This window comes from Intestinibacillus sp. Marseille-P6563, assembly GCF_900604335.1.
In the GTDB taxonomy this organism is placed as follows: Bacteria; Bacillota; Clostridia; order Oscillospirales; family Butyricicoccaceae; genus Butyricicoccus_B.
Genome location: NZ_UWOD01000002.1, coordinates 110,545 through 123,865, shown reverse-complemented (window position 1 = coordinate 123,865; position 13,321 = coordinate 110,545). Strand labels below are relative to the sequence as shown.

Below are 13,321 nucleotides of genomic sequence, written 5' to 3'. Positions count from 1 at the left end.
CTCCTTTACTGAGTCACCGCATAGCGGGTCAAAAAGAGCATGATTTGGTCGATGGAAGCGGGTTCGGCCTGCAATCCCGCCGGCAGACGGCGCGGGTCGACCAGGACTTCGGTGCCGAACTGGTCACGCCGTTCGGCATAGACCGTGCCGGGGGCGAATGACTGCACGGTTTCCGGGGTGCAGCGCAAGATGCCGTACGATTCATTCATGTCCAGCACAGACTCGCTGAACAGTACCCGCCCCTCGTGCAGGAAGGTGATGTAATCGGCGATTTTTTCCAGGTCGCTGGTGATGTGCGAGGACAGCAGGATGGAATGCCCTTCGTCCTGCATGAAGTCGCGCAGGATGTCGAGCACTTCATCGCGTACGACTGGGTCCAAACCGGAAGTCGGTTCGTCCAAGATGAGCAGGTCGGCGCCATGGCACAGGGCGCAGGCGATGGATAATTTCATGCGCATACCCTTGGACAGGTCCTTGCACGGTTTCGCGGGGTCGATGCCGAACGCATGCAGATAGTGCTCAAATTGGCGTTCGTCCCAGTTTGGATAAGCCGAAGCGAGCACCTTGCCGGTGTCACGGGCCCGGTAAGTCGCCGGGTGCATGGTCACTTCGCTGACCACACCCAGCCGCCGTTTGATTTCCAGTTCCTGATGGCGTGGGTCCATCCCCAGGATGGAGACTTCACCGGCATCCGCCCGCAGCAGGCCAAGCAGCAATTTGATGGTCGTCGACTTGCCGGCGCCGTTTTCGCCGATCAAGCCCATCACCGTGCCCGAAGGCAGGGAAAACGAAATGTCATCTAAGGTGAATTTGGGGAAGCGTTTGGTCAAGTGCCGAATTTCAAGTGCGTTCATGGTCGGTATCCTCCTCGTAGAGCAAAGACAGAAGATCGGTCAGGTCACTCAAAGATAAACCGTTGAGTTTGGCGCGCTGGACCGCAGCGCGCAGGTCGTTTTCAATCAGACGGAGCTGTTCTTCCCGAATCAGGTCGCTGTTCAGGCCTGCGACAAAGCTTCCCTTGCCGGTCACGGTGCGGATGTATCCGTCACGCTCCAGTTCCTCATACGCGCGCTTGGTCGTGATAAGGCTCACGCGCAGCTCCTTGGCGAGGAGCCGCATGGAAGGCAGGGGAGAATCGGCGGCAAGCTGACCGGAAATGATGAGGGCCTTGATCTGCTCGGCGATCTGTTCATAGATTGGAACCCCGCTGGTGTTGGAAAGAATGATATTCAAAACCTACCTCCTCATGGATGCGCCGGATGGTACCGGTTCGGCGTAACTAGTGTATATACTAAGTATACACAATATAAACACACTGTCAAGGCAAATCAAAAAAATTTTTCTGCCGCCGGGAACCGGGGGCAGTCCTGCTTCGTATAACAAGATAGAAGGGAGGGGATACAGGGTGTTGGACGAACAAATTGAACGCTATGGCGCACGGCTTTACGCCCTGTGTCTCCGGTTGTGCCGCAACCGTTTTGATGCAGACGATTTGTATCAGGATACCTGGTACAAGGCCATGCGGGCCTATCGGAAATACGATCCCGCGCGGCCGTTTGACACCTGGCTGACCACCATCTGCGTCAATACCTATCGCGACCAATACCGCCGCCGCAAACTGGCCGAAGTGCTGGGGTTTGGCAGGGACGAGCAACCAGACTTCTGGGAAAACGTCGCCGCCCCGCCCGATGACCCTTATCCAGAAGTGCGGGAAGCGGTGGATGCCTTGCCCGAATCGCTGCGGCTGGTTGTTACGCTGTATTACTTTGAGGACTGTGATATCGCGCAGACTGCCCGGCTGCTGGGTGTGCCGGAAGGGACGGTCAAATCCCGTCTGGCACGGGCGCGGGCCAAGTTGAAAGGGGTGCTGGATGACGATGGAGGATAAATTAAAACAGGCTATGACATTTCCTGAGGTAACGCCGCCACGGGTCAGTGAACAGCAGCTGCGGCGGCGGGCACAGCAAAGATGGGAACGATTGCAGTTGCAGCTTTTGTGCCTGATGAGTTGCCTTTGGACGGTAGGACTGTGCGCCTTTGGCTGGAGTGTGCGGCCAATTTGGCCGGAAATGAGTCTTTTCCTGGCGGTTGTCGCCCTGGTCGTGCTGCCAGCTGGCGGCGGAGTGTCTGCCTTGCTGCTGCGCCATTATGGAAAGGAGAAAAAGATATGAATGAATTTGTAGGTTTCAGTTTCTGGAATATCGTGGTGACGATTATCAACACAGTAGCGATCGGCGCGTTGTTGGTCTTTGTCCTGTGGCTTGTCTTGCGCCGCCGGGGCCGGGTATGGAAATGCCCCTCCTGCGGAAAAAAGATTCAGCCGTATTACCAGATCTGTCCCTACTGCGGGGCCGAATTGAAGGGGAAGGAGGATAAGAAGGTATGATGGCATTGACTGCGCTATTGCCGCTCGGATTTCTCTTCGTCATCCTCATCGGCATTCCGTTGTGCGTCGGCATTTGCGTCTATCGGGATGCCAAAGCACGAGGGATGGAGCCGGTGCTATGGACACTGGTTGCTGTACTCGTGCCGTCGTTTATCGGTTTGATCGTTTATTTGATCGTGCGGAGCAGCCATACGGCTTCGGTGTGCGCCCATTGCGGTGCGGCGGTGCAGGATAGTTTTGTGTGCTGTCCGTCGTGCGGGGCTAAGCTGAAATACACCTGTCCGGCCTGCGGCAAACCGGTGGATGATGACTGGAAATTGTGTGCCCATTGCGGCGCCGAATTGGATGCCGACCGGCCGCGAACGGTCGTCCGGCGGGAAGCCGGTTCGCTCAAGTGGTTGTGGATCGTTTTGATTGGCATTGCACTGGTGTTTGTGGCTTTGATTCTCCTAGCCATGCTGAATTATACCACGGCGTTTCACCAAGGGATGACAACCGCGGTGATCGATATAGCATAAAAAAAGCGATATCCGAAATCTTTCGGATATCGCTTTTTATTTGTTTTACATTACAGGTTTTCTTTGAAGAAAGCTTCCATTGCAGCAGCAGCTTCTTCTTCGTCAGCGCCTTCCACCGTAACCTTCAGCTCGGTGCCCTGCTTAACGCCCAGGCCCATAACAGCCATCATGCGCTTTGCGCTGGCCTTCTTGGCCGGGGTTTCCAGCGTGATTTCGCTCTGGAACGGGGTAGCTGCCTTAACCAGCAGGCCAGCCGGACGAGCGTGGATGCCGAGTGCATCGGTAATGGTGTAGGTAAAAGTCTTCATTGGAATCATCCTTTCTGGATTTTTGGGTACAAACCATTTTTTATAGTATACCATGTTTTTTGAAAAATGCACAGACAATCTTGGATTAAAATTCAAATTTTTGATAGCGTTCCGGATCGTAGCCGGTTGCCTCCTGCATCCGCTCGACCAGATTCTGGCCTGCGGCATGGATTTCATCCAAGGTTTGGTCGGAAACCAGGGAACCTTGATGCAAAATGATCGCACGATCGAGAAAATGTTCAATCTCTTCCACCTGATGGGTGGAAATCAGGATGGTTTCTTCTCCGTGCAGGCTGGAAGCCATCAGTTTCAGAAAATCCCGGCGGGTGAAGATATCTTTCCCCAAAAACGGTTCATCCATGAAAATATATCGTGCACCTTTGGAAAAACCGGCGGCGATCTCTATTTTTGCCTGTTGGCCCTTGGAAAAACTGCGAATGGCCCGATCGCGGGGCAATTCAAAAAAGTCCAGCAGGCTTTGATAGCGCTTGGTCAGAAAGCCGGGGAAAAAGTCCTGCAAAAACTCTCCGAACTGCATGGCGTTCATAAAACCGAACCAGCTGCCTTCTTCGGTGATAAACGCCATTTGATCATAGATTTTGCGCGGCGGCTGCCCATCGATGAGCACGGTGCCATCGTGGTCGGTCACACCCGCCAGCACCTTGAGCAGAGAGGTTTTTCCGGCGCCGTTTTCGCCGAGCAGACCGACAATCTGTCCATCTTCGATGGTCAGTTGCGGAATGCGGAACGCGCAAGTGCCATTGTAATATTTTGCGGCTTTTTCAAGCGTGATCATACCGATTCTCCTTGTATTATAGAGTAGTAGTTTTTAAGGCCCCTCTCCAAGGGCTGTGCTACACTGTAAGGGATGCTGTGGATTGGTGCGATTCTCCTACCACAAGATGGTTCCTGAAAGGTTCCAACCACAGCCCTTTGCAGTTTTGTTAATCAGTTAAATACCGCCAGACGGTTTATGTGGAACAAGGTTACAAAAGCAAAGTGTTCTGTGGAACAGCATTACAAATTTACCGTTGGAGGTTTTAGAAATGGTAGTTTCTGTTGGTATTGATGTGGCAAAGGACAAGCACGACTGCTTTATTCAGAGTTCGGAGGGTGAAGTGCTTGCAGATGTGTTTACCATTTCCAACAATATGGATGGATTTCACACACTGCTGGAGAAAATCCAGGTCTGCACCGCATCCCAGGACAAAATAAAGGTAGGGCTTGAGGCTACGGGACATTACAGCTACAATCTGCTTGGATTTCTTCTTGACAACGGTCTGGCCACCTATGTCTTGAATCCCTTACGCACGAACCTCTACCGGAAAAGTCTCAGCCTGCGAAAGACCAAGACCGACCATGTAGATGCTCGAACCATTGCTGCTATGCTGTTATCCGATGTGGGCCTCAAACCCTACACGAATACAGCATATCACAATGAGGAACTAAAGTCACTCACCAGATACCGTTTTGACAAGGTAAAAGAACGAGCAAAACTGAAAAGCTCAATTTCCAGACTGGTTTGCATTCTCTTCCCTGAACTGGAGAAGCTGGTGTCCTCTCTCCATTTGGCGACTGTCTATGCTCTGCTGGAAGAGTTTCCAGGTGCCAAACAGATTGCCAAGGCACACCTGACAAGGCTCAAATCCCTTCTGGAGAATGCCTCCAAAGGACGCTATAAGCGGGATATGGCTGTGGCAGTTCGGGATGCGGCACGAAACTCCATTGGTTCTAAAATGCCTGCCAAGTCCTTGGAATTACAGCACACCATCCGTCTCATCCAGGAATTAGATACCGAGATTGACGAGATTGAAGCAGAAATTGAGGCCATGATGGAGGAAATCCATTCTCCCATCACCACCATTCCAGGTATTGGCTGCCGCATGGGTGCCATGATCCTGGCAGAGGTTGGGGATCTCTCTCGCTTCGACTCCTCAGACAAGCTGTTGGCTTATGCCGGAATGTCACCGTCTACTTACCAATCCGGACAGCTCAAAAATTGCTACCCGCACATGGAGAAACGAGGTTCCCGATACTTACGCTACGCTCTTTACAATACTACTAAGTATGTCTGTCTTTGGAATCCAACCTTTGCCGCCTATCTCGCTAAAAAGAGGGCCGAGGGTAAGCACTACAATGTTGCCATCTCCCACGCTGCCAAGAAGCTGGTGCGGCTTATCTTTGCCATGGAGAAATCCAAGCAACCCTATCGCTCAGCAGCCTGAGTGACACCACTTGAATAGCCGCCCAGTAGGGGTCTGACAAGACCTCAGCTTTGCTATGCCCTTTTTGAACCATCTCCGGTTGACCACCACTTGACCACCACCATTCATTTTAGGGGTTGACTTTTAATAGTTAATCTTTCAGTTTGAAATTGGAAAGTGTCCGTTGCGGTACCGAAAAGGATGGGAAGGCATCAGAAAATTCTTCGCCGCTTGCGTTACGGACATCGCAATAGAGTTTGACATCATCGCCCGCCCAGGTGTTCAGGCGGCCACGGTAGAGGATTTGTCCGCTGGTTCGGTCGCAGATGGTCAATAGATAACCAGGGTCCAGAGCGATCGACAGAAAGGATTCATGAGGAAACTGATAGATGTCCTGCAAATCTTCGGTAACAATCAACCAATACGCTTGGTTTTCTAGGGCAGCAACCGGATGCATTTGTGCAGCGAAATCCGGTAAACCGTCTGGGAGGTCGTGTGTGTTGTCGATTTCGGTTTGCCAACGGGTGCGCACGGCAAGGGTATGGTTTTCCAGCGTATATTCCTGCACCAGAGCCGGACGGTCGGATTGTTTGGGGTCCACCAGATGGAAGCTGAGCGGGAAGGCGTCCAGCAACGCAGGATCGCCCTCCAAATCGGTCAGCGTGACTTCGGGGATTTGGCGCTCAAAAGCCAGAACGACACTGGTAATGCTGCCGATCAGCACAAAGGCTGCGAGGATGCAGAACAAAGGATAGGTTTTCCAAATGTTTTTCTTCATAAGGCTCCCTCCTTGTCAGGCCAGATTGCGGGCGCGCCGGAAACTGAAGATCGCGGCAAGCAGCAATCCGGCTTCCAGAAGTAAGGCAATGCCAGCCAGCCAGGGCATGTGTGCCGCAGAGCAGCGGACGTGCAGATAGATGAGCACAGCGACCACAAGCGCAACAAACGGCATACGCCGCCAACGCCGGACGGACAAACAAGTGGTACCGACGGCCACTGGAAACAGGAGTCTGGACAACCAAAGCGGCAGGCTGCTGCCGTGCAAGGGCAGTAAGGAATGTAAAAACGAATTGCGCAGAAAGGCATAGGATAGCCCTTTGCGGAAGCCTAGGGGTGGAAAATCCGCAGTTGCAAGCCGATAGCGGTCCAGCAGTTCCTCCTGATAAAACTGGCAGGCGAGGTGCTGAAGCGGCGGATACAGTGCGTATAGAACGAAAATCCATAGAAGCTGGATGGCAGCCAGCATGCACATAGCAGCCAGCAGGGTGGTAGCCCACGCCAGTGGGACAGCCCAGAAAGGACCGGGCAGCGTCATGAGCGTATAGATGGCGCGGGAATCGCGGATACTATCGTCCAGAAAACGGCTGATGATATAGACGATCAAAGCGCACAGGACGATGAGAAAACAGGGCCCAATCCAGATGGCGTCCAAGATGGTTTCAAAAGGCTCATAAGCATATATAGACTGTGTGGCGTTGCATAGGTAAAAAATCAGTTCCACAGCCAGCAGGGTAGACGCTGTGACACACAGCGCGATGCGAAAACGCCAGAAAAAATGGCGGCACAATTTGCAATAAGTGTCCATCTGTCGTTCCCTCCTTTAGAATGATGTGCCGCGTTGCAGCGTATCAGGTTCATCCAGAAGATAAAAATTAGCATACGAACGCGAATAGTACGAACGGAAGTATTGGTCGTTGATGTCGGTTTGCAGTTCTCCATAATATAAGCGTCCGGTATCGTCATATACGGATACATACAACTGCGTATAAGATGGGGAATAAAAATAGCTGCTGTCATCGGGCACTGCGGTAGGAAGCGGGAAGTTGCGGTCTACCTGATCGAGGACGAACAGTTTGCCATCGCGGTAAGCCATGAGCATCGGATAGGTGCTGATTTCATAATCTTGATGCGAGGCAAGTTCCAAATGATCTGTGATGCGGAAAGACAAAAATTCCGAAAATTCCACACCAATATGCACGGTGTTTCGATCTTCGTAGTACACATTCGAAGCGGTCAATCCCAAGGTCTGGCAAGCAGCCCCATCGGTATCCCGGTTGGCAAATTGCGATTCGGATTCCCAGGTGAGGCCATCGGATACGTCATCCGGGATCGGAAGGCTGCATTGGTCTTGTACGGTACCATCCGGACGCAGCAGATAAAATTGCAGTTCCCGCCCGGTTTTTACACCCAGGAAAATATATTCATCGTCGATGTTCTGCAAGGTCAGCAGCGAGCAGTCCTCCGCAGGGAAGGACAAGACCGGTTCGACCTTGCCGAAAGTGGTGATGTTGTCTGGTGTGCATCCTTCAAAAGGTACTGCAAAGTAATCCGCCTCCACGACCTGATACAAATGGCATGTGCCGGTGAGCTGGATGGTAGATGTGCTGGTGCTTCCCGGAGAACCGACAGCCGACTGGGAATACTGGGTGACATCGTTGGAATCGGTCGTAATCTGCGTGGCACGTTCGATGGAGCCATCGGTGCAAGGCATGAAGAAAATGGAATCCCCACAGCGTACGCCCTGCAAGTCGATTTGAAAGCTTTCGAAGAGGTCGGGGTCCATGCGATTGGGTCCAATGGTCGCGCCGTAGATAGAATACGAACCCAGACCGTCATCTTTCTTGTCCGCACGGGACGCATACGACAGTTGATTTTCGTCGTAGTACCCAATCGAAAGATCGGGCTCTGTCGATTGCAGATACATATCGCTTTCGATGCAGAAATGTCCGTTTAAAGATTCTTCAAATACATAACCACTGAGGTAGATTTTCGCCCGGTCAGTGGTGAGAATATAGCCTTCTTCCGGTTCCAACTCTTGCGAAGGAAACGAGATGATAGGCAAAAAGCCGGACGTGATTTCGGTCTGTGCGCCAGGGGCTGGCGATAGCATAGAACCCGCGCTGCTGACCGGAGTATCGGTGGCTGCATAAGGCTGTCGTCCGCGGTCGTAACGGACCGAGGAAGTCAAAGTGCCGTTTTCAATGCGAATATCCTGCTTTAGCAATTCGCTTTGCAGGGTAAGGCCCAGCGGGAATGGGTCGAGTGCAGAGCGGTCACCGGAGAGGTCGACCAGTTTGGCGGTCAGTTCACGTGGGGCGGCTATCATCCAGCCACTGAATACGGTATAACCGACCAAAACGACAACCAGTGCGAGTGGGAGGATGATTTTATGGCGGCGGGTAGGCTTCTTGGGAAACATAGTAATGAGCCTCCTTTCAGGTCAAAGGCGAGCGACGAGCACGGTAAACCGTATACGCCATCAGACAAACGGCGATCACTAGGAAAAGTGCGCCAAAAGCTGGCGTATAGTCAGACAGTGCGGAATTATCGGTCAGAGTAAAGGTAATGTACAATGTAGCGACCGAGATGCGGTTGCTCATGAGAAAATCAAAGGCATTCGAGGCAGCAAACAAACCGCATAAGCCCAACGGATACAGTGCATAAAGCGGTGTGGACGGCAAAACCAGTGCCCCCACAGGAGAATGGGCAAACGCCAAATACAAATCATTGTTGACAAAGGGCAGCACATTGGCGGAGTGCAACGCTTCATAGACCGTAGGGTCGGTGCTCTGAATCTGGGAAAGATAGGCTTCTGCCGCAATCGGTGTTTGATGTGCCCATAGATGATACCCGGCAAATAGAATGCCGCATTGCGCCAGCAAAAACAGAGCAAAGGCGAGCAAAACTGCTGTAAACATGGCAAGGGGCAACGCCGCACGCGGGCCAGGCAGGGTGAGCAGGGTATAGAGAGGATGGCGCTTGCCATGAAAACTAGCCAGGATCCATAAGGAGATGGCCACACAGAAAAGGGTAAACACAATCGAAAATATCTTGCTCACATGAAACCATCGGCCGGGATTATACACCATCAGTTGATACGTTGCATAGGCGGCTTCGGGTTGCTGGGCGGAATACCACAACCAGCCGAGTTCGGCTGCGGCAGCCAGCAGAATCATGCCCAAAGTGATCCATTTAAGATACCGGAAGAAAAAACAGGTGAGTTTATAATAGTGTTTCATAAGGGGTCCCTCCCTGTGTATTATTTGAGTAGTACATGGTTGGTAAAAAAATTAGTCCTTTTCCCACAGTTCGCCGATCAGAGAAATCACGCGGGGGAAGGATAGACCATTGTCTTTGGCGTCTTGCACGAATTGTTCGACCATGCCGCGGGTCAATTCTTCATCGATGCGGTGCAAAATGGCGTCATCGACAAAAATCACACTGCCAGCATTGCCATTTGTGCGGATAAATCCTTCTTCTTCCATCAGTCGAAAGGCTTTTTGTACCGTGTTGGGGTTGACAGCCAAGGTTGCAGCGATTTCACGGCGTGAGGGGATGGGATCCCCGTCCTGCGCCGTGCGCCGGAAAATCTGCCGCTTGACATGGGAAGCGATCTGCTGATAAACCGGTTCGCGTGCCGTGAGCGTAAGGTCATGAAATTGGACCACGGGGTACTCCCTCCTTTCTTTGGTATGTGTATTATAGCAGTAATACATGGAGTCGTCAACGGTATGCGATGACTTTCGGAAACATATACAAACAAACCCGCGCGCTTTTGGCAGGATTGGCCTCTTGGCGGGCAGAGGGCAGATTGCTATAATGGGTATGGTATCATAGAGCCCGTGGAAGAACAAAAAGAAGGTGTACCATATGAAAATTGATGGAAATGAATTGGCAATTCGGCAGAATGAACTGGACCAGCAAGGCAAAAAGAAAGAAGCCTATGAGATGAAGATGGAGTTTTTGCGGCAGGTGCGGGAGAGCGGCGACCATTGCCCCTGCAAGGAGGCCTGTCCGCATCACGGCAACTGTTTTGAATGCGTGACCATCCATCGCGGGCATCGTGACCATTTGCCCATGTGCTTGTGGGACATGATCAACGAGCGGGTCGCAGCGCTTTCGCATTTGACCGAAGGGTCCTTGCATGCGTATGAGGAGCAGCACAAAGCAGGCTGTGCCGATTGTGCTGGTTGTTCCAAAGAATAAAAAAATGGACGTGAAAGGCAAAAGCCGGACACGTCCCTTTTTTCGGAGGAATTGCAAAGATGGACAAATTCTGCTATGCTGGAACGAGTGCAAAATGGAAGGGGAGGAACTTATAAATGTCGTTTACCGATCAGGAGATGATAGACGGCGTCCTGGCGGCGTTTTATCCGTTGTGTGCCATTCCGCATGGGTCGGGTCAGGAACAGGCGCTTGCCGACTATTTGGAGCGCAAACTGCGCGATTGGAACGCCAGCGTACAGCGGGATGCCATGCACAATCTTTGGGCGGATGTGCCCGGCACAGCAGGGCTGGAAAACGCGCCCAGAATCGCCCTGCAAGCCCATATCGATATGGTATGTGCAGCGGGCGCACCGGATTATGATGCAGCGTCCAGCCCGATTGAAACGCGCATTGTAGATGGATGGCTGTCGACCGGCGGACGGTCGTCGCTGGGGGCGGACTGCGGCGCAGGTGTGGCGCTCATTTTATGGCTGCTGGAGCAGGAGATTCCGCATCCGCCGCTGCGCATTCTGTTTACCGTGCAGGAAGAAACCGGCTTGAACGGCGCACGGGAAATCGATGCGCAAAGCGTGCAAGGCGTTACAGAACTGATCAATTTGGATGGGTTTTCGTCGCAGCGCATTCTGGTTGGCGCAGCTGGCGGCACACGGGAACATTATGCCCGGGCACTGGAAACCGTACCATCCCCGGCGGGTAAACCCTACCGCATCACCATATCCGGTCTGACCGGCGGACATTCCGGTTTTGACATCGATAAGCGGCGCGGCAATGCCATTCTGTGGATGGGCGAACTGCTGCGGCGGCTGCAAACCAAAACACCGTTTGCCATCGCGTCTTTGGCCGGGGGACAGGCATTCAATGCCATCGCCTATGAGTGCCAGGCCGAAATTGTGACAGCGGTATCCATCGAGCAGGAGGCTGTGGCATTTGCGCAGGAAATTCAAGACCGGCATGCTGCCACCAATCCACAGGCCAAAATTACGATTGAGCCGTGTGAAATGCCCGAACGGGTGTGGGCGGGGAGTGTCACCAGCGGCCTGCTGACCTTGCTCGGCGGATTTGCCGACGGCGTGTATGCCATGCACCCGGAACTTCCGGGTGTGGTCAGCGATTCCTCCAATTTGGGGCGGGTCTATGAGCAGGATGGCGCGCTCTGTCTGGATGCCATGATACGATTCATGGATCCGCAGGCGGAAATGGCGCTGCGGCAAAGCCATCAGCTGGTGGCGGGTATGTGCGGCTTTGCCAGGACAGTACGCACACGGTACCCAGCCTGGCCGGCCCAGCCGCAAAGTGCCCTGGCTGAACGGATGCGGCAGCTGCATGAGCAGTATGTATCCGGTGAACCGCAGATTGTAGCGCAGCATGTTGGCCTGGAACCGTCTTATTTCTATGCCAAGAATCCGAATCTGGCATGCGTGGGACTGGGTATGGACATCGAAGGCTGCCATTCGCCGGAGGAACGGTGGCGGCTGGACAGCATCCCGCCGCTGGCAAAGATGCTTCTCGAATATCTGGCACGCCCTGCGGCAAACTAAGAAAAAGGGGAAACACGATGGCAAAACAAATGGATCTTTTGCGCGACCGACCGTCCAGTTTGTATTTTCGATACCTGGTGCCTTCGGTCAGCGCATCGCTCGTGACATCAATTTATATTTTAGCCGATACCATCATGATTGGGCGGGGATGCGGAGCCGAAGCATTGGCAGCGCTTAATTTAGTCCTGCCGGTTTTTGCCGTGCTGTTTGCCAGCGGGACATTGTTTGGGGTAGGCGGCGGCGTTCTGTATTCGGTCGCCCGCGGCAATGGGGACGACGAACGCGCACAAGGCATCTGGTCAACGGCGGTCTTGATGGTCGTCGGAGTGGCGCTTCTGCTCATGCTGACGGGGGCACTGGCGTTCCGTCCACTGTGCTATGCCTTGGGAGCTGATGAAAGCAACATCCAAATGGTCATGGATTATGCGCAGTTCATCGTCTATGGAGCACCGTTTTTTGTGCTGTCCTACTTTTTGCAGGCATTTGTGCGCAACGACCAGGATCCCAAACGTGCCATGGCCGGTGTGCTGAGCGGTGCAGCGGTCAATATTATCTTGGACTATGTGTTTATTTTCCCGATGCAGCTCGGGCTGACCGGCGGCGCTGCGGCGACGCTGCTCGGCAATATTGTGACCGTACTTGTGGTGCTCACACATTTGCGCTCCCCGCGCAACCGGCTGTATTTTTCCAGAAAATCCATTCGCCTGCGTTTAGCGGGAGAGATCTTCTTATCCGGCGCTCCGTCCTTCTTCATTGAGGCGGCATCCGGCCTGATTACCTTTACGTTTAACCGTCAGCTTTTGCGGTACCTGGGACATGCCGGCGTGGTTGCCTATGGCGTGGTAGCGAACTATGCGCTTGTAATGCAGTCGCTGTTCAATGGCGTCGGACAGGCAGCACAGCCGGTCATGGCGACCAACTACGGCGCCGGACAGCGTCCACGGGTACACAGAGTGCGACTGATGGGATTGGTAACCGTGGTCATTTTGGCATGTGTGGCGGTTTTGTGCGCATACACCTTCCCAGAAATGATGACCGCGCTGTTTGTCGAGCCGACCGAAGAGCTGCTCGCCTTATCGGTGCCTGCTCTGCACACCTATTTTCCGGCGTTTTTGCCGTTTGGACTCAATCTGTTTTTGACGACGTACTTGCAATCCATCGTGCGCGCGGCACCGGCGCTGGCGATCATGGTCTTGCGCGGCGTGATCCTGCCCGTGCTGTTTGCAATCGTACTGCCGGGGCTGTTTGGCGGCTTTGCGATTTTTGCCGCGGTTTTATGCGCGGAAGGCATTACCAGCCTGCTGTCGATCGGTCTATCGGTGTACCATGCCCGCCACGGCGGATAAACGAACAGGCGCGT

The 13,321-nt window shown here is 53.3% G+C and carries 17 protein-coding genes; 8 read left to right on the top strand and 9 right to left on the bottom strand.

What is annotated here, in order from left to right:
- Positions 1-5 precede the first annotated feature (5 nt).
- A complete protein-coding gene (locus EFB11_RS08700; RefSeq protein WP_122789856.1) occupies positions 6-854 on the bottom strand; it encodes an ABC transporter ATP-binding protein in 849 nt (282 codons plus the stop codon).
- Positions 841-1,233, bottom strand: a complete 393-nt coding sequence (locus EFB11_RS08695; RefSeq protein ID WP_122789855.1) for a GntR family transcriptional regulator — start codon at positions 1,231-1,233, stop codon at positions 841-843. The genes EFB11_RS08700 and EFB11_RS08695 overlap by 14 nt, the downstream gene beginning before the upstream one ends.
- 172 nt (positions 1,234-1,405) lie before the next feature.
- Between EFB11_RS08695 and EFB11_RS08690 the strand changes: the two genes are divergently transcribed.
- The 4 genes from EFB11_RS08690 to EFB11_RS08680 are packed head-to-tail and all read left to right on the top strand — an operon-like array spanning position 1,406 to position 2,904.
- Positions 1,406-1,888, top strand: coding sequence for an RNA polymerase sigma factor (locus EFB11_RS08690; protein WP_122789854.1), 483 nt, complete (start codon positions 1,406-1,408; stop codon positions 1,886-1,888).
- Positions 1,878-2,171 carry a hypothetical protein gene (locus tag EFB11_RS16850; protein WP_164706685.1) on the top strand — a complete coding sequence of 98 codons (294 nt, stop codon included), beginning with the start codon at positions 1,878-1,880 and terminating at the stop codon, positions 2,169-2,171. Before EFB11_RS08690 ends, EFB11_RS16850 begins: the two co-directional genes overlap by 11 nt.
- Positions 2,168-2,386: a zinc-ribbon domain-containing protein gene (locus EFB11_RS16845; RefSeq protein WP_164706684.1), complete on the top strand. Its 219-nt coding sequence runs from the start codon at positions 2,168-2,170 to the stop codon at positions 2,384-2,386. Before EFB11_RS16850 ends, EFB11_RS16845 begins: the two co-directional genes overlap by 4 nt.
- Complete coding sequence (locus tag EFB11_RS08680) at positions 2,383-2,904, top strand: zinc ribbon domain-containing protein (protein ID WP_122789852.1); 522 nt, start codon at positions 2,383-2,385, stop codon at positions 2,902-2,904. Before EFB11_RS16845 ends, EFB11_RS08680 begins: the two co-directional genes overlap by 4 nt.
- 50 nt (positions 2,905-2,954) lie before the next feature.
- Here EFB11_RS08680 and EFB11_RS08675 read toward each other — a convergent pair whose 3' ends face one another.
- Together EFB11_RS08675 and EFB11_RS08670 are read right to left on the bottom strand one after the other, a co-directional pair.
- Positions 2,955-3,212 (bottom strand): HPr family phosphocarrier protein, encoded by a 258-nt coding sequence (locus EFB11_RS08675; RefSeq protein ID WP_122789851.1) that lies wholly within the window; start codon positions 3,210-3,212, stop codon positions 2,955-2,957.
- A gap of 85 nt (positions 3,213-3,297) precedes the next feature.
- Complete coding sequence (locus EFB11_RS08670) at positions 3,298-4,008, bottom strand: ATP-binding cassette domain-containing protein (protein ID WP_122789850.1); 711 nt, start codon at positions 4,006-4,008, stop codon at positions 3,298-3,300.
- Positions 4,009-4,258: 250 nt separating this feature from the next.
- Between EFB11_RS08670 and EFB11_RS08665 the strand changes: the two genes are divergently transcribed.
- On the top strand, positions 4,259-5,437 hold the full coding sequence (locus tag EFB11_RS08665; protein WP_122789849.1) for an IS110 family transposase: 1,179 nt from the start codon (positions 4,259-4,261) through the stop codon (positions 5,435-5,437).
- Positions 5,438-5,567: 130 nt separating this feature from the next.
- On the opposite strand, the gene EFB11_RS08660 is transcribed toward EFB11_RS08665, so the two are convergent.
- The 5 genes from EFB11_RS08660 to EFB11_RS08640 are packed head-to-tail and all read right to left on the bottom strand — an operon-like array spanning position 5,568 to position 9,864.
- Positions 5,568-6,194: a hypothetical protein gene (locus EFB11_RS08660; RefSeq protein ID WP_122789848.1), complete on the bottom strand. Its 627-nt coding sequence runs from the start codon at positions 6,192-6,194 to the stop codon at positions 5,568-5,570.
- Positions 6,195-6,209: 15 nt separating this feature from the next.
- Positions 6,210-7,001 carry a hypothetical protein gene (locus EFB11_RS08655; RefSeq protein ID WP_122789847.1) on the bottom strand — a complete coding sequence of 264 codons (792 nt, stop codon included), beginning with the start codon at positions 6,999-7,001 and terminating at the stop codon, positions 6,210-6,212.
- A 15-nt stretch (positions 7,002-7,016) separates the two neighbouring features.
- On the bottom strand, positions 7,017-8,615 hold the full coding sequence (locus EFB11_RS08650) for a DUF3558 domain-containing protein (RefSeq protein ID WP_122789846.1): 1,599 nt from the start codon (positions 8,613-8,615) through the stop codon (positions 7,017-7,019).
- Between the two features lie 16 nt (positions 8,616-8,631).
- Positions 8,632-9,435 (bottom strand): hypothetical protein, encoded by an 804-nt coding sequence (locus EFB11_RS08645; RefSeq protein ID WP_122789845.1) that lies wholly within the window; start codon positions 9,433-9,435, stop codon positions 8,632-8,634.
- A gap of 51 nt (positions 9,436-9,486) precedes the next feature.
- Positions 9,487-9,864 carry a GntR family transcriptional regulator gene (locus tag EFB11_RS08640; RefSeq protein WP_122789844.1) on the bottom strand — a complete coding sequence of 126 codons (378 nt, stop codon included), beginning with the start codon at positions 9,862-9,864 and terminating at the stop codon, positions 9,487-9,489.
- Positions 9,865-10,066: 202 nt separating this feature from the next.
- On the opposite strand from EFB11_RS08640, the gene EFB11_RS08635 reads away from it, so the two are divergent.
- The 3 genes from EFB11_RS08635 to EFB11_RS08625 all read left to right on the top strand — a co-directional run bounded on the left by EFB11_RS08635 (position 10,067) and on the right by EFB11_RS08625 (position 13,307).
- Entirely contained in the window at positions 10,067-10,402 is a 336-nt protein-coding gene (locus tag EFB11_RS08635; RefSeq protein ID WP_122789843.1) for an LPS biosynthesis protein, read from the top strand.
- 116 nt (positions 10,403-10,518) lie between these two features.
- Complete coding sequence (locus tag EFB11_RS08630; protein WP_122789842.1) at positions 10,519-11,961, top strand: M20/M25/M40 family metallo-hydrolase; 1,443 nt, start codon at positions 10,519-10,521, stop codon at positions 11,959-11,961.
- Positions 11,962-11,978: 17 nt separating this feature from the next.
- Positions 11,979-13,307: an MATE family efflux transporter gene (locus tag EFB11_RS08625; protein WP_164706683.1), complete on the top strand. Its 1,329-nt coding sequence runs from the start codon at positions 11,979-11,981 to the stop codon at positions 13,305-13,307.
- Positions 13,308-13,321: the final 14 nt, after the last annotated feature.